This window comes from Candidatus Neomarinimicrobiota bacterium, assembly GCA_022560655.1.
Lineage (GTDB): Bacteria > Fidelibacterota > Marinisomatia > SCGC-AAA003-L08 > TS1B11 > JADFSS01.
This window is the reverse complement of sequence record JADFSS010000049.1, coordinates 1-15,836: the sequence shown is the minus strand read 5'-3', so window position 1 is coordinate 15,836 and position 15,836 is coordinate 1. Positions and strand designations below refer to the sequence as shown.

Genomic DNA, 15,836 nt, shown 5'->3' with positions numbered 1-15,836 from the left:
AATGGATCAACCTATGCGTCGGGCCTTAGGGCAGGCAGGGTGCTCTACGGTCCCACGGGTAAGGTCAGCGGCTTTGAGGACCCCAACACGCGCCACATCTGGCGTGTACGGCGGGACTACCGGACCGCTGACCTCACCGCCGACGCGGCCAGCTTCACAAGGCTAGAATCGTTCAAAATCAATGACGAATGGCTTTCTGATACGATTCGAGTTTCCACTCAGGAGTTGTTTTATCAGTATGACTATGACTGGCAGCATTGGCCCGCTGCAGAGGGTGCACCCTTCGAGGACGTAGACGGTGACGGGCTGTTCAATCCGGCGGTGGATGTGCCTGGCGAGCCCAATGCTCTTCAGACCGTATGGTTGGTGGCCAACGACCTGCCCAACGCTGATGGCTCCAACGCGTCGGACGACTTCCTGTTGACGCCGCCTATCGGCATTGAAATGCAGATGACGCTGTTTGCTACCGCTGTACCAGCGATCGAACCGCTCAACAGCACCATCTTCAAGCGCGTCAAACTCATCTACACCGGCCTGCCCGATACGCCTGATTCCGCCCACATCGATACCATGTACATCAGCCAGTTCGCCGATCCCGACGTCGGTGATGATTTCGGCGATGATTTCGTGGGCTGGGATCACGATCTGGAAATGGGCTATGTCTATGACGCCCCCAGCGGTCTCGAAAATCCTCCGCCAGCCCGCCTGGAGCCGGCAGTGGGCTATGTGTTCCTAGAGGGCCCCAAAGTAGCTGGCGACGCACTGAAAATCTCAGCCTTCGTCAATATTCCGCCCGGCAATCCCTTAGAAGACCCTGACTTGCGAGAGCATGCCCCGCGGTTCTTTAATATGATGGAAGGGTTTCTGCCTCGCCCCCCATACCCGGAGCAGGAGCCATTTATCTCCCCCATCACCGGCGACCCGGTCAAATTTACCCACGATGGCGATCCCATAGCAGGCACCGGCTGGTTTGACGGCCTCCTGTTCCCCCCTGGCGAACGCTTGTTCTTTATGACGACCGGACCCTTTGCCATGGCCCTGGGCGACACTCAGGAGGTGCTGCTGGCCCTGGTGGGCGCCCTGAGCACCGATCCCCTGGCGAGCATCGTCAAGCTGCGCTATTTCGCTGTCGTGGCCCAGCTCTACAACGAAGACGGCCTGCCCCCGCTGGATGTTTCGGGGCCGCAAATCACCTACTCCCCGGAGCGCTACCTACTCAGCCCCAACTATCCCAATCCCTTCAACCCCATCACCCGCATCGACTACCAGGTGCCGGTGGTCTCCATCCTAACGCTGGGGGTGTACAATCTGCTGGGGCAAGAGATTATCAGGCTGGTTGAACAACGCGCCCACCCACCAGGGAACTTCTCGGTGGTCTGGAACGGGCACAGCTGGAAAGGGCAGCTGATGCCGGCGGGAATCTACCTCTACCGCCTGGAGGCGCTGCCGCCCTACGTCCTGCCGGGCCAGGGGATCGTGAAGACCGGCAAGATGGTGCTGCTGAAGTAACCGCCCGTCGCAAGCAGTTAGCCCGCCCACCGTTCCCGCCGCCATGAACTACCTGGCCCATCTTTATCTCGCCGATGGCACCCCCGAGTCGCTGGTGGGCAGCCTGCTGGGCGATTTCGTGCGCGGCGACGACTACCTGCGCTACAGCCCGGCCATCCAGCGGGCCATTATGGTGCACCGCAAGACCGACGCCTTCACCGATGTGCACCCCATCTACATCCGCAGCAAGCGCCGGCTGGACCCCGCCTTCCGCCATACCAAGCGCATACTGGTGGACGTTTTCTACGACCACTTCCTGGCGAAAAACTGGCACGCCTACGCCGCCGTACCGCTGGAGGAGTTTACCCGTGAGGCTTACCGGGCATTGGAGCTCCACGAGCCCGACCTGCCGCCCCGACTGCGGCGTATGCTGCCCTACATGAAGGCCGATAACTGGCTGCTGGCCTACCGCGAGCTGCAGGGCATCGGGCTGACACTGGAAGGGCTGTCGCGTCGCATGAGCCGCGCCAATCTGCTGGCCCAGGGCCTGGCCGCACTTACGGATAACTATGCCGCGCTGGAGAGCGATTTCCAGGCGTTCTTCCCGCAACTGCAGGACTACGTCGCCGGGCTCAATAAGGGCTACGGCTAGTCACAGACCTCCAGCGTGCTTGCTGGCAAAGGCATCCGTGGCGGCGATGAGCCGGTCCACGATCCCCGGCTCGGTAATGGAGTGCCCCGCGTCGGGTATGATCTCCAACTGGGCCTCGGGCCAGGCGCGGTGCAGGTCCCAGGCGCTGGTCAGGGGACAGACCATGTCGTAGCGCCCCTGCACGATGACACCGGGTATGGAGCGCAGCTTGTCTACCTCCTGCAGCAATTGGTTTTCCTCCAGGAACGCGCGGTTGACAAAGTAGTGGCTCTCGATGCGGGCAAAGGCCAGGCTGAATTGCTCTTCGCCGAATTTCGCCACCGAGCCCTCGTCGAAATAAAGCTTACTGGTTGCCCCCTCCCAGACGCTCCAGGCCCTGGCTGCCTCCAGCTGCACGGCCCGGTCATCACCGGTCAGGCGCCGGTGGTAGGCCTGGAGCAGGTCACCGCGCTCCTCAGCGGGTATGGGCGCCAGAAACTGCTCCCAGTGATCTGGAAAAACGCGGTTGGCGCCCTCCTGGTAGAACCAGCGAATCTCCGCGTCCCGGCACAGGAAAATGCCCCGCAGAATCAGCCCCGCCACGCGCTCCGGATGCGCCTCGGCGTAGGCCAATCCCAGCGTGCTGCCCCACGAGCCGCCAAAGACCAGCCAACGCTCCACCCCGGCGTCTTCCCGCACCCGTTCCATGTCCGCAATCAGGTGCTGGGTCGTATTTTCCTGCAGCTCGGCGCGGGGCCTGCTCTGCCCCGACCCCCGCTGGTCCACCAGGATCACCCGGTAGCGGGCGGGGTCGAAGTACTGGCGGTAGCTGGTCTCAATACCGCCACCAGGCCCGCCGTGGACAAACAACGCCGGTAAACCCTCCGGCCTGCCGCACTCCTCGTAGTGGATGGTGTGTAGGTCTGACACGGGCAGATGCTTGTGCCGGTACGGTTCAATGGGCGGATAGAGCTCATTCATGGCTGCTCCTGAAGTCGGATGGTAAATTCTGCCAGGTGCGGGGCGCCGTCAATCCCCCTGCGCCTGGCTCCACCCGGACACCTCACCTGCACGGCGGCTAGTCTGCGTCCGGGTCCGGCGGCTTGCGCCGTGCTTTTGCCTGCGAACGCTGCTTTTTCTCCTGCAACCGGCGTTCTTTTTCCCGCCGGGGAACCGGCGATGATTTTCTGGGGCGCTTTTCCGCAAACATCGCCTCCAGCCGCTGTCGCAGCCGCTCCATGGCCACCACGCGGTTGCGGTGCTGGCTGCGGCTCTCGGCGGCGATCACCGTCACCCCCGTGGGCACATGGGTGACCCGCACGGCAGATTCGGTCTTGTTGCGGTGCTGACCGCCCGGCCCGGAGGCCTTGAAGGTGGTGACCGTGACTTCCGCCTCCAAATGCTCCCAGTCGGGGGAGCTGCGCTCCGGTGGCAGTAATTCGTTAGGGTCGTAAGGCATACGAAAGCCCGCCTGAAGTCCCCGCTCTACGACTGCAAGAGCAGGGCCCCGGACGGGCCACAATGATGGATTGCCGCAGCGCCCCCAACGAGGGGGCCCTGCCCGACGGCTAGAGTGCCTACTTCCTCTGGTATAGCAGCAGAAGCAGCAACAGGGCGATCAGGCCGGCCACACCATTCTGGCCGCTCCCGGCAATATTGCCTACGATCGTCGCGATGTTCCCCGTGACATAGTTCGTGCCAAACAAGATGTCCAGTACGATCAACACCAGAATGATGGTCAAACCCAGGTCAACGAATTGCCTGAGGACCCCGCCAACCTGGTCAAAGATGTCCTTGATACCTGCCATTCGGACGCCTCCTTTTCTCGCCTAAATCCACAGCACCCAAGGAGTGCTCCCTGGGGTGATAGCACCCCCTCACTCCCCGTGAATGAGGAAATGAATCGCCTGGAAATGTAAGAATTCGCACCCGCTGGACGGGGACGAATTCTTAAGATGCACTATCTTCTATAGATAGCCAGGATGAGCAGAAGGACTATTAGGCCTGTCACACCCTGTCCTGTGAAACTCTCCACAAACCCCGCCACTTTTCCAACAATGTCAAATCCCGTGGCGAAAATTACATCGACGACCAGCAAAACGATGCCCAGGGTGAATAGCAATTCCACGAATCCCCTCAGCCATCCGCCTATGTCATCAAACCAGTCCTGCAGAGACGCCATAGCGTGCTCCTCCTTGTTACGTTCCTTGACAACTGTACTTTTCTGCCCTGTTGACGGCAGAAAAGTAGGTAGGCGTCCCCCATCTCCGGTAAGGGGTGCCCAATACTTTAACGGTCATGTGGTCGAGTAGACTCAGTGAAGTATGCTTGCGAATAGGGGTCTGGCGTTTGATCGGCTTTCGCACGATACGGCGCCAGCTCTTAGCCCAAAATCTATCTATTTATGCTAGTAGAGTCAAGCACGCAGTTCCGCCCGCGAATCGCTTGCGTGGCAGCTGATAGCCGCTTTCTGCCTCTCCGCGGCGCCGGCCATGTTTTTCGCCTGGGCGTCAGTTCCGCGGATAGCGACCGGGACCCGTTGATTTCAGTGGCAAATTGGGTCTCAACTGGGGCTGTAGGCACGACCTGGCGTAGGGGTAATCCGGCTTGGCCTCGGTCCCCAAAAGATTTGATCCTTGCCTTGACGGACAAATATTAAGGATATTCATGATGGCCCGAATCAACATGTACGTCACGACCTGGTGTCCCTACTGTGCACAGGCCAAGCAATTGCTCCGATCCCTGGGTGCATCGTGGGAGGAGACCAACATTGACCAGATGGGGATGACGCGGGCGGAGCTCGCCGGGTTAACCGGCGGATATACCGTACCACAGATTGTCATCAATGGCCAGCCTATTGGCGGGTTTGACGACCTGTACGCGCTGAATGTGTCCGGCCAATTGCAGGATCTGCTCCAGGACTGACCAGCTATGCTGAGCTTCCTCCCCGACGAAATTGAGGCCTACTGCCGCCAGCAGACCTCACAGGAGGACCCCATCTACCGGGATCTCACCAGCTACACCCAGGCCAACACCGAGACGCCGCAAATGCTGGCGGGCTACATGGTGGGAGCGGTGCTGCAGCTGTTGGCCCGCACTCTGGGGGCCAGGCGGGTGCTGGAAGTGGGTGCGTTCACCGGCTACAGCACCCTGAAGCTGGCCGAAGCGCTCCCCGACAACGGCGAAGTGCACACCTGCGAGATCAACCCACAGTATGCGGGCATCGTGGACGATTTTGCTGCCCGTGTGCCGTGGGGCAAGAAAATCACCATCCACATCGGACCGGCGAGCGAGACCATCGAACAGCTGCAGGCCCCGTTTGATCTGGCATTTATCGACGCCGACAAGGAGAATTACCGCTCCTACTACCAGGCCTGCAAGGCCCTTCTGCGCACTGGCGGTGTTATCGTGCTCGACAACGCCCTATGGAGCGGCCGCGTTCTGAGTCCCGACGATGCCCCCTCCCGGGCCATCGCCGAGACCAACACCTTTATCACTGCCGATCCCGATGTGAGCAACGTCCTGTTGCCGGTCCGTGACGGTCTTATGGTCGCCTATAAACTATGACTCGAGTCAGCCCGGTGGCGGTGCTGGCAACTAGAATTGCAGCCCCAGAGCCAGTGCGGTGCTATACCCCAGCGGTCCCAGCAATTTCACCGCACCATCCAGACTGATGTCGAGGGGTTGCCGCTGTCCCGCAGTTGGTAGCGCGGCACGCCTCTTCGGCCGTATTCCAACCCCCAGCGCGAAGCCTGAAAACAGGTCGGCGCTGGCGCTGCCCCGTGCATAATCGCGCTTGCCTTGGTCAACCCCCACCCGCAGTAGCAGCCTGCCCAGACGGAACTCGCCGCCCAGGCGCCATACGGGGTCGCCCGTCGTCACATTCCTCCCCACTGCCACATAATAGGTGAGCGGTAGATAGGCCAGCGATTTGGCCAGGCCAACGAGCCAGATGGTGGGCAGTTCACCGGGGACCCCGCCACTCTCCGTCCCCGCATAGAGTGTGCCCTGGTTCTGAACAACCACGCCCAACTGAGCCCCCAACGGCCGAACTTCCAGCCGCGCACCGAAGGACCACAGCGCCGCGTTGAATTGCACCTCTGCCAGATTGCTGTGCACGCCCCCCAGCGAGACCCCCACGGATAGGAATCGTCCCAGGCGACGCGTCAGTCCTGCTCTAATCAGGATATCCTGCGCAGTGTAGTCCCCGGTCTGGAAGCCTTCATTGTCATACCCTGCGAACGTGCCGTAGTCGAGGCGCAGAATTTCGAAGCCCAGCATTTGACCACCCAGCGGCAAAACGATCCGCGTCAGCTGCAGGTTGATGTCAGCGGGGTAGCGACGCAGGACCAGTACCAGACTCCGGCTTGCCCCCACTTCCGGTGCCCGCCCCCAAACCAAGCCGGCGGGATTCAGCCCCAACCCTTCGGTCGGGCCGCCCGCAGCGATACCGGCGTTGGCCAACGCCATTCCACGGGGATGGGCAGCATCGCTCAGCCAGTCGAAACTGGCTTGTGCCCCCAGCGGTGTTACCGCGCCGCCCAGCATCACCAGGCCCGCCAGAACGGGCCCCCACAGCCCACCGTGGCGCCGGCCGTTTCGCTCTATTGTCATGGGTCTACGTCTCCGCATCATGATCACCCGGACGCCCCCCGGTCTCACTCTCCCAGCCAGTCTCACCCTCGGTAAGCCAGCGGGCCCTGATCGCCCGGTTGCGGCGCTGACGAACAAAGTAGGCCACCAGCAGCAGCAAGGGCAACAAGATAAATACCGCGCCTGGATCGGTGATGATCATCAGAGGGTTGTAGCGTTGGCGCAAGGCCTGCTGGTAACGGTCCTGAAATTGCGGGGGCGTGACACCGGCTACCGTGCCAAAGGCCTCGGCAAACGATGCTCCCCGGCGTAAACTGTCAAACAGCTCGCGAAACACGCCGTCACCGTAAAACTCCTCCATTGATTGGATGGCAAGCAGAGACTGGGCGTAGGCCAGCTGGCTCAGCGCCGGGGAGGTGTGATAAATACGGCGCAGCTCGGCCAACGCGTAGTACTTGCCGGTCACCCGCCCGCGGATCAGGGCCTGGTGCATGCCACGGTCCAGACCCCCGCTCACATAGACGGCCAACCCCTCGTGGAACCATCCGGGCAGGGACTCCCCTTCCCGGCCGGAGGGCAGGCGGTAGAGGTAGATGTGGGCCAGCTCGTGAAAAAGAGTCATTTCGAAGCGCTGGCTGGCAGGGTCCCGACCACTCAGGTCTGGTCCAAGGATGACAACCCGAGGTGGATGCTCGCTTGCCACGGCGTGAATCCACCTGGGGAGTGCATGGCCAAGCCAATCCTGCAGTTGCGCCCGGGATTCCACCACCACCAGCTGAAATGGCGCCGGGTCCACCGGGCCGAATCGCGTTGTCAGTGCTAGGGCCACGCTGGCGGCTGTCTCTTGCAGAAACGTGGCCGCGGTCGCCGAATAGTCGCCGGGGACGTGCAGTGCAATCCGGCCCAGCGAACTGTCGCTGAATCCCCGCAGCGCCAGAGCATCCGAACGGGGGGTCGCTTGCTCGCCGGCCAGTCCGGCTGCAAGGCAACCGGCGAGAGCGGCCGCAACCATGGCCCTCACAGGAGGGCCACCGGGTCGACGTCCAGCTTCAAGCGCACGCCTTGGTGACTACGCTCCAACCACGACTGCGGGATACGGCTGGCGACCAGCTGATGTAGGCGCTTGCCGCCAGGGTCTGTCGCGCGGCTGGACTTGAGCAGCAAATGTACGCGCCAGACTCCCCGTAAGCGCTCGTACGGCGCGGACGCCGGACCCAGCAGAGAGATGCCCCCCGGCAGGGGCGTCAGGCGGCTGCGCAGGTCCCGGGCCCGCTGCCAAACCTGGGCCTCACGCTTGCCTTGTAGCAGCAGCCGGACGAGTCGGGAGAAGGGCGGATACAGCAGCTCCTTGCGCTCGGCCATGACTTGATTATAGAAGCGGCGGACATCAAGCCGGGCAGCGGCCTTAATGATGATGTCGTCTGGATGGTCGGTTTGAATGATGGCCTCGCCCGGTTTCTCCCGGCGGCGCCCCGCCCGTCCGCACACCTGATAGACCAGCTGGAAAGTTCGTTCACCAGCACGGAAATCAGGCAGGAAGAGCGCCGTATCTCCATTGACTACCCCAACCAGGGTGACGTTCTCGAAGTCCAGGCCCTTGGCGATCATCTGCGTCCCCACCAATATGTCCCGTTCACCGGCGGCAAACGACTCGAGCTGTTCGTAAATGGCGCCACGCCGACGGGTGGTATCGGCGTCCAGGCGCAATATCCGGGCCTGGGGAAAGAGCTGCTGCACCCGCTCCTGCACCTTTTCGGTGCCTACCCCGTGGAGATAAATATGGGGGCTGCCACAGTCGGGGCACACTTCTGGCCCCGGCGCTGTGGCGCCGCAGAAGTGACACGTGAGCCGGCCGCTTGACTTGTGATAAGTAAACAGGACTGCACAGTGGGGACAGGTTTCCGTGTACCCGCAGTCGTTGCAGCCGATGACAGGGGCATAACCGCGCCGGTTCTGCAGTAGAATGACCTGCTCTTTGCGCTTGAGGCGGTCCGCAATGGCAGCTTCCAGCGGCCCCGAGATAATGAGATCGTAATTCTCGCTCCGCTGTCGCTCCACCTTCATATCGACGACGCTCACTTTGGGGTACACCGCACCCCCGTAGCGCTGCTTCAGCTCCAGGCTGGCAAATTTATTCAGCAGGCCATTATAATACGACTCTGTGCTCGGTGTTGCACTGGTGAGCAGCACAACGGCCCGCGCGAATTTTCCCCTGATCAGGGCCACATCGCGGGCGTGGTAGCGCGGCGCAGGGTCTTCCTGCTTGTAGCTGCCCTCCTGTTCCTCATCCACGATGAGCAGCCGCAGCTGCGGCAGCGGAACAAACAGGGCGCTCCGGGCCCCAACCACCACCGAGAAGCGCCCCTTGAGCAGCTCTTGCCACGTCCAGGCACGCTCCGACCGGGACAGCCGGCTGTGCCAGAGGGCCACGCGCTCACCAAAGGTTGTACGGAACCGCTGGGCCACCTGCGGCGTAAGGGCAATCTCCGGCACCAGCACAAGCACCGATCCGCCCCGGGACAGCACCTCCTGCGCCGCAGCCAGATAGGCCTCTGTTTTCCCGCTGCCCGTTACGCCGCGCAGAAGAAAGGGTGCAAACTCACCCGCCGCTCCAGCCGCTGACATGGCGTTCACGACCCGTTGCTGTTCCTCCGTCAGCTCCACAGTCTTGGCCGGCGCTGATCGCCACACCTTGGTTGGGTCGGAAACGGGCCTGCGCATGACCACCTCCACCCAGCCGCGTTCCTCGAGCCGCCGGCAAACCGGCCACGGGCGCGTCGTGATTGCAGCGAGGGCTGACACGGCCACAGCCTCAGGCTCCTTGACCAGTTGGGCGAGCACCGCCCGCTGAGCAGGCGCCCGGCCAGCCCACACTGCCAGCGCCTGCCGTCCCTCATCCGTCACCCTGACCACCGCCTGCATGCCCTCTGTCGCCGCATCTGAGAATCCAAGCGGCAGGGCACTCTTGAGCACCATGCCCAGCGGCGTGAAATAGTAGCGACTCACCCACTTCAGCGTGTCCCACAGGTCCCTGGGCAGGCTGGCAAAGTCACCGTGCACGCCGCGAATGGGCTTGATCCGGCCACGGTAACTGGTGTTCGGTTGCACGTCGATGACCACACCTGTGGTTCGCGAGTTGCGAAACGGCACCGACACGAAGGTTCCGGCCTCTATTTTCTCCTGGATTTGGGTGGGTATCCTGTACGTGAAGGACTTGTAGCTGGACAGTGGCAGGACGACTTGGGCGTACACGCGGGGCCTCAGGTCAATCGCCGGGGTTGGGCGGCGTCCCTCTTGGGGGCCGCTGGGGGAGAGCCGGGGGGATCGGGAGGTGGGCGGAACGAGGTGGCACGCGGGCGCTACTCCCGCACCACCCACACTTTTACGCTACCGGTAACGCCGTGCCCCAGTTTGACTTCCACATCGTACTGTCCCAGCGCCTTGATGGGCTCCTCGAGGTTGATGTCGCGCCGACTTAAATCATAGCCCTTCTCGGCCAGCAGGTCGGCAATATTCTGGGAGGTGACCGAGCCAAAGACTTTGTCGTCGTCGCCTACCGTGACTTGCGCGGTCAGCTCGGTCTTCGCCAGCTTGTCAGCCAGCTTGCCCAGTTCCGCCCGCTCCCGTAGCTCACGGTTGGCGGCCAGTCGGGCGGCTTCCTCCAGCTTGCGGAGATTGGCCGGAGTCGCGCGTAGGGCCAGCCCCTTGGGAAACAGGTAATTTCGGGCGTAGCCCGGAGCGACTTGCAGAACCTGCCCCACGGGCCCCAGCGAATCCACGTCCTGGGTCAAGATAATCTCCATCCTGCCTCTCCCTCTGCCCTAGCTCTGGGTCACGTCCAGGGTATAGTGTATCAGGGCCATATTCCTGGCCCGCTTGATCGCCTGGGTGAGCTCCCGCTGATGCCGCGCACAGACACCCGTGATGCGGCGCGGAATGATTTTGCCCTGCTCGGTCACGAACCGGCGCAGGGTACGCGCATCCTTGTAATCGATGCGCTGATCACGGTTCTCGCAAAACTTGCAAACTTTTCTGCGACTCATGAAGGCCATTGAAGTTCTCCTCCGGCGCCGCCCCTGGTCACACTTGCTGCGTAACCACCAGCGGGCAACACCTAGTGTCGATTAGTGGTTCTGTGATGCCAGTTCCGAATCCCCAACGGTAACGTTCTGGGCATTGGCCCCCAGATCATCTATCGGCACCCGATGGGCATCCAAAAACTGAATTTTCTTTGCCTTGATTTCCACAACATTGCGCCCGGCACCTCCATCCGTAAACAGCTTGCGGCTCTGCAGCTCGCCAGTCACAAATACGCTGCTGCCTTTGCTCAAATTGTCGCGGCAGCTGATGGCCAGGTTGTCCCATGCCACGATCCCCACAAAGCAGACGTCTTCCTTGATCATCCCGTTGCGGTCCTTGAAGCGTTTGTTAGAGGCCATGTAAAAATTCACCACGGGAGTTCCGTTTTTGGTTTCAGAATACTTGGGATCATTCGTCAGGTTTCCCGCCAGCAAAATCATGTTCAGATCGGGCATTCTCAAATCCATTTGCTCAGCTCCCTCCTCAAATCACTTCGTATCGGGCGGCCTGCCCATCAGTCTAGGCCACCATCGCCGCCCTCATTCCGTTCCCTCCGGTTCCGGATTCTCCTTTTCCGGAGGGGGACTCCCGTCGACGCCGGCAGACTCATCCACTTCAGCGGGAGCATCAGGCTCCACGGCTTTAACTTGCTTACCCTCGCTGGGTTCAACATCTTTGGGCTTCTGGGGACTCTTTTCCACCGCACCCTCGGGCTTGCTTTCCGGTTCTTCCTTCCGGGCCTCTCTTACCTCATCCTCTTCAATCCTTACTATCATGTGGGCCAGAATCTTCTCCTCCAGTTCCAAATCCTGATTCAGGCGCGCATTGCCAGCGCCATCACCACGAAACTGCAGCATGATATAGGTCCCAAATCTCTGCTTTTGGATCGGGTATGCCAAGCGCTTTTTGCCCAGGTTTTCCACGTAAAGGATTTCCCGATTGCGCTTTTCCACCGATGCCTTGGTGTTTCCAATGAGTTTGTCCAATTCTTCATGCTCAATGTTGGGGTGCACAATGTAAATGGCTTCGTAATATCTCAACTCAAGTTCTCCTGGAAATTATTTGATGAGTGGCGCTATAACGAGCGATACTACCGCTGTTAGCTTAATCAAGATATTGAGTGATGGCCCGGCCGTATCCTTGAAGGGATCACCCACGGTATCGCCAGTGACAGCGGCCTTATGGGCGTCCGAACCCTTGCCGCCGAAGGCACCCGCTTCGATGTGCTTCTTGGCGTTGTCCCAGGCTCCTCCGGCGTTGGACATGAATAGGGCCATGAGCACACCCGAGGTGGTAATACCGGTCAGGAGCCCAGCGAGCATACTGGGCGAGGCCAGAAAGCCCACCAGTACCGGCGCGAATATGGCCAGCAGGCCGGGTGCAATCATCTTTCTCAGCGCCGCGTTAGTGGAGATGCTCACGCAGGCACCATAATCCGGGAGGGCGGTGCCTTCCAACAACCCGGGCACCTCGCGAAATTGCCGGCGCACTTCCGCAATCATCTCAAAGGCGGCCGCCCCCACCGCCTGCAGGGCCAGGCTGGAAAACAGGAACGGCAGCATGGCGCCAATCAGCACGCCAGCCATGATGATGGGCTCACTGACGTCTATACTTTCGAGCCCCACAACCCGGGTGAAAGCCGCAAACAGAGCCAGAGCGGTCAATGCCGCCGACCCGATAGCAAAACCCTTCCCGATGGCGGCGGTGGTATTGCCCACCGCGTCAAGGCGGTCTGTGCGCTGACGAACCTCGGGCGGCTGCTGCGACATCTCGGCAATGCCGCCGGCATTATCGGCGATGGGACCGTAGGCGTCCACCGCCAGCTGTATGCCCGTCGTGGAGAGCATGCCCAGAGCCGCGATAGCGATGCCGTAGAGGCCGCTGTAAGCGTGGCTCACGACGATGGCAGTAGCGATAAGCAGGACCGGCGCCACGGTCGAGTACATACCTGTGGCCAGCCCGGCAATGAGATTGGTGGCGGCCCCCGTTTCAGATTGCCGGGCGATATGTTGGACCGGGCCACGGTTTTCGGCCGTGAAATACTCGGTCGAGAGCCCCACCAGCGCGCCGGCTATCAGCCCCGTGATGGCTGAAGCGAACACCGCTGTGCCGGAAACAGACTTGCTCCCCAGCATGACGGCCTCGGGCAGCTGCCAGCGGGTGATGAACCAGGTGGCCACGAGGGTGAGCAGGCCGGCTGTCAGAACGCCCGCGTTCAGGCCAACCTGTGGGTTGCCCCCCTCACGAACGCGCACGGTAAAGGTACCCAACATGGATGCCAGCGTACCCGCCACGGCCAGGAATAGGGGTATCATCACCAGTTGGGCCGTGTCCGCGCCCCCGGCGGTGATCGCTACCGAGCCAAGCACCATGGCGCCGATGATGGACCCCACATAGGACTCGAAGAGGTCGGCGCCCATCCCGGCCACGTCGCCCACATTGTCGCCCACGTTATCGGCAATCGTCGCCGGGTTGCGGGGGTCGTCTTCCGGGATGCCCGCCTCCAGCTTACCCACCAGATCGGCCCCGATATCTGCGGCCTTGGTGTAGATGCCCCCTCCAACGCGGGCAAACAGGGCGATGGACGATGCACCCAGGGCAAAACCCGACAGCACCTCCATCGTTTGGGGGAGACCCGTGTACATAGGCTCGTAGAGGTAAAAGAGACCGGCCAGACCGATGACGCCCAGACCCACTACGCTCAGCCCCATCACCGAGCCACCGGTAAATGCCAGCTCTAACGCTTTACCCAGGCTAGTGGCCGCTGCGTGGGTGGTGCGGTGGTTGGCCAGGGTCGCCACCCGCAGCCCGATGTAGCCCGCCAGCGCCGAGCAGCTGGCGCCCACCCCGAACGATGCCGCCACCAGCCCAAGTCCCGGGCCGCGGTCCCGATTCAAAAAGAAAAGCAGCACTCCCACGGCCACCACAAATAGGGCCATGATCCTGTATTCTGCCTTGATAAAGGCCATGGCCCCCTCACGGATAGCGCCACCGATTTCGCGCATCCGCTCTGATCCCGGGTCTTGCCGCGCCACCCAGCGGGATTTCCAGTAGGCGAACAGCAGGGCCAGCAGGCCAATGGGCAATATGATGGTGGGGATGAAATTCAACGGGACGAGGTCTCCTTGAGCTTGGCGCCTGGCTCGCCCATCGGTGCCGGATTGAAGCGGGTCATCGCCTCATCAACGCCCTGCTGCAGATAGGTGTGGATCCCGTCGAGCGCCCGCCGCAGCGTTGCTTTCACCAGGGGCTCATCCCGGGATCGAAACGGCTCCAGCACATACTTTTCGCTGGGGCGCATCTGGACATCGGTGGCAATGCCCAGCCGCAGTCTCGGGAACTCGTCCGATTCCAGCGCGAAAATGACGGCGGCCAGCCCCTTGTGTCCTCCGGCGCTGCCGCGCGCACGGAAACGCATGCTTCCCAGGGGCAGATCGATGTCGTCGCTCACCACCAGCATATCCGTCTGAGCAGCCCCGAAAAAAGCCAGCGCAGCGCTAACCGGCCCACCGCTGTCGTTCATGAATGCTATCGGCTTGATCACCGCCAAAGCGCCGTCGCTACGCACCACGCACACGTACTCGCCCGTACCCGGCTTGAATGCCAGACGCCACTGCTGCGCCAGCGCGTCCACAACCCAGAAGCCAAAGTTGTGCCGGGTAGTGGCGTAGCGGGGACCGGGGTTGCCAAGGCCGACAATGAGTTGCACGCCGCTAAGCTACTCTTTGGAGGCTTCTGCTTCATCAGCATCAGCAGGCTTCGCACCGGCCTCGCCCTCCGCCTCCTCATCAAAGAGGAACTCCTCGACCTCCTCCTCGGCTTCCAGCGCTTCTTCCTCGATAGCCCGCGGTCTGGCGACTGAAAGCACGGCAGTATCAGAAGGCGTCACGAGCTCGGCGTCGCCAATCTCCAGATCACCGGCATGGATGGCGTCGCCGATGTGCAGCTCGCTGATGTCAATCTCAATGTGCGCAGGGATATCGCTCACGCGACAACGGAGTAGAATCTCCAACAGCGCCATATGCAGCTGGCCCCCTTCGTCCTTGACCCCCACCGGACGCCCCAGCGCGTGGATGGGTACGCCCACTTCAACGATCGCATCCATGCGTACGCCCTGAAAATCGACGTGAATAATCTCGTCGCTGACGTAGTGGTATTGGATCTCCTTAATCAGCACATTACGCTTTTTGCCCCCCACACTGATGTGGTAAATCAGGGCTTCGCTCTGCAGCGCCAGCTTGAGCTCCTTCATGTCGACTTTGAAGGGGATGGACTCCGGCTGGTCAAGGGCGTAGAAAATGCCCGGCACGAATCCCTCCACCCTGAGCTGGCGCAAACCGGGCCCGGAGATCTCCTCACGGGGAAAAACTTCAATTTTGTATTCCTGGCTGGACATGGATCAGTCCTCCAATTCGAACAGGGAACTCAGCGATCGGCCCTCCGTAATTCGCCGGATCGAGTCGGCAAACACCCCGGCCACGGATATGATCTCCAGTTTGTCCCGTAGGCCCGTCGCTTTAATATCAATGGTATCGGTGGCGATGATGCGGTCGATAGGCGCACTTAGCAGGCGCTCCACCGCCGGTCCGGAAAACAGCCCGTGGGTAGCCACCGCCGTTACCGACAGGGCTCCGTGCTCCTTGGCGCTCTCGGCAGCGCTCACCAGCGTACCCGCCGTATCCACCATGTCGTCGATGATGAGCACGTGGCGGTCCTGCAGGTTACCCACCAGGTGCACCACTTCCACCCGATTGGGGGCCGGTCGCCGCTTGTCAATCAGGGCAAAGCCCAAGTCCAGATAGCGGGCGTAGGCCTGGCCCATGCGTGCGCTGCCCATATCAGGGCTGAGGACCACACCGTTATCGAAGGTCAGCTGCTCCCGCTTCAGCCGCTCCAGCAGTACGAGGCGTGAGTATAGGTGGTCGAAAGGTATATTCACAAAGCCCTGGATCTGCGGCGAGTGCAGGTCCATGGTGATGATCCGGCTGGCACCTACTGTCTCGAAGGTGTCCAGAAACAGGCGGGCGGAAATGGGCACGCGGGG

General features: G+C 61.5%; 19 protein-coding genes. 4 read left to right on the top strand and 15 right to left on the bottom strand.

All coding sequences use genetic code 11. The annotated features are described in order from the left end of the window. The first annotated feature begins 39 nt into the window (after positions 1 to 39). Together IH971_08070 and IH971_08065 are read left to right on the top strand one after the other, a co-directional pair. On the top strand, positions 40 to 1,509 hold the full coding sequence (locus IH971_08070) for a hypothetical protein (GenBank protein MCH7497791.1): 1,470 nt from the start codon (positions 40 to 42) through the stop codon (positions 1,507 to 1,509). Positions 1,510 to 1,552: 43 nt separating this feature from the next. Then, positions 1,553 to 2,140 carry a DUF479 domain-containing protein gene (locus IH971_08065; GenBank protein MCH7497790.1) on the top strand — a complete coding sequence of 196 codons (588 nt, stop codon included), beginning with the start codon at positions 1,553 to 1,555 and terminating at the stop codon, positions 2,138 to 2,140. Here IH971_08065 and pip read toward each other — a convergent pair whose 3' ends face one another. From pip to IH971_08045, 4 genes are all read right to left on the bottom strand, one after another. Then, positions 2,141 to 3,100, bottom strand: a complete 960-nt coding sequence (gene pip, locus IH971_08060; protein ID MCH7497789.1) for a prolyl aminopeptidase — start codon at positions 3,098 to 3,100, stop codon at positions 2,141 to 2,143. A 97-nt stretch (positions 3,101 to 3,197) separates the two neighbouring features. Continuing rightward, complete coding sequence (locus IH971_08055; GenBank protein MCH7497788.1) at positions 3,198 to 3,578, bottom strand: peptide chain release factor-like protein; 381 nt, start codon at positions 3,576 to 3,578, stop codon at positions 3,198 to 3,200. Between the two features lie 118 nt (positions 3,579 to 3,696). Then, on the bottom strand, positions 3,697 to 3,927 hold the full coding sequence (locus IH971_08050) for a hypothetical protein (GenBank protein MCH7497787.1): 231 nt from the start codon (positions 3,925 to 3,927) through the stop codon (positions 3,697 to 3,699). A 152-nt stretch (positions 3,928 to 4,079) separates the two neighbouring features. Beyond that, positions 4,080 to 4,301: a hypothetical protein gene (locus tag IH971_08045; protein ID MCH7497786.1), complete on the bottom strand. Its 222-nt coding sequence runs from the start codon at positions 4,299 to 4,301 to the stop codon at positions 4,080 to 4,082. Between the two features lie 488 nt (positions 4,302 to 4,789). Between IH971_08045 and IH971_08040 the strand changes: the two genes are divergently transcribed. Further along, a complete protein-coding gene (locus IH971_08040; protein ID MCH7497785.1) occupies positions 4,790 to 5,044 on the top strand; it encodes a glutaredoxin in 255 nt (84 codons plus the stop codon). A 6-nt stretch (positions 5,045 to 5,050) separates the two neighbouring features. Next, positions 5,051 to 5,686, top strand: a complete 636-nt coding sequence (locus tag IH971_08035; protein MCH7497784.1) for a class I SAM-dependent methyltransferase — start codon at positions 5,051 to 5,053, stop codon at positions 5,684 to 5,686. Positions 5,687 to 5,716: 30 nt separating this feature from the next. Here IH971_08035 and IH971_08030 read toward each other — a convergent pair whose 3' ends face one another. The 11 genes from IH971_08030 to prs form a co-directional block, all read right to left on the bottom strand. Continuing rightward, complete coding sequence (locus IH971_08030; protein ID MCH7497783.1) at positions 5,717 to 6,733, bottom strand: hypothetical protein; 1,017 nt, start codon at positions 6,731 to 6,733, stop codon at positions 5,717 to 5,719. Between the two features lie 4 nt (positions 6,734 to 6,737). Next, positions 6,738 to 7,724, bottom strand: a complete 987-nt coding sequence (locus IH971_08025; protein ID MCH7497782.1) for a hypothetical protein — start codon at positions 7,722 to 7,724, stop codon at positions 6,738 to 6,740. A gap of 5 nt (positions 7,725 to 7,729) precedes the next feature. Then, positions 7,730 to 9,964: a primosomal protein N' gene (gene priA, locus IH971_08020; GenBank protein MCH7497781.1), complete on the bottom strand. Its 2,235-nt coding sequence runs from the start codon at positions 9,962 to 9,964 to the stop codon at positions 7,730 to 7,732. A gap of 107 nt (positions 9,965 to 10,071) precedes the next feature. Continuing rightward, positions 10,072 to 10,515 (bottom strand): 50S ribosomal protein L9, encoded by a 444-nt coding sequence (locus tag IH971_08015; protein ID MCH7497780.1) that lies wholly within the window; start codon positions 10,513 to 10,515, stop codon positions 10,072 to 10,074. An 18-nt stretch (positions 10,516 to 10,533) separates the two neighbouring features. Continuing rightward, positions 10,534 to 10,764 (bottom strand): 30S ribosomal protein S18, encoded by a 231-nt coding sequence (locus tag IH971_08010; GenBank protein MCH7497779.1) that lies wholly within the window; start codon positions 10,762 to 10,764, stop codon positions 10,534 to 10,536. A 72-nt stretch (positions 10,765 to 10,836) separates the two neighbouring features. Next, a complete protein-coding gene (locus IH971_08005; protein ID MCH7497778.1) occupies positions 10,837 to 11,259 on the bottom strand; it encodes a single-stranded DNA-binding protein in 423 nt (140 codons plus the stop codon). A gap of 72 nt (positions 11,260 to 11,331) precedes the next feature. Further along, positions 11,332 to 11,832: a 30S ribosomal protein S6 gene (gene rpsF, locus IH971_08000; GenBank protein MCH7497777.1), complete on the bottom strand. Its 501-nt coding sequence runs from the start codon at positions 11,830 to 11,832 to the stop codon at positions 11,332 to 11,334. Between the two features lie 18 nt (positions 11,833 to 11,850). Then, complete coding sequence (locus IH971_07995; protein MCH7497776.1) at positions 11,851 to 13,902, bottom strand: sodium-translocating pyrophosphatase; 2,052 nt, start codon at positions 13,900 to 13,902, stop codon at positions 11,851 to 11,853. Continuing rightward, positions 13,899 to 14,501, bottom strand: a complete 603-nt coding sequence (locus IH971_07990) for an aminoacyl-tRNA hydrolase (protein MCH7497775.1) — start codon at positions 14,499 to 14,501, stop codon at positions 13,899 to 13,901. The genes IH971_07995 and IH971_07990 overlap by 4 nt, the downstream gene beginning before the upstream one ends. 9 nt (positions 14,502 to 14,510) lie before the next feature. Then, entirely contained in the window at positions 14,511 to 15,188 is a 678-nt protein-coding gene (locus IH971_07985) for a 50S ribosomal protein L25 (GenBank protein ID MCH7497774.1), read from the bottom strand. Positions 15,189 to 15,191: 3 nt separating this feature from the next. Continuing rightward, positions 15,192 to 15,836: ribose-phosphate diphosphokinase (prs, locus tag IH971_07980; GenBank protein MCH7497773.1), on the bottom strand; the 645-nt coding region annotated here is incomplete at its 5' end.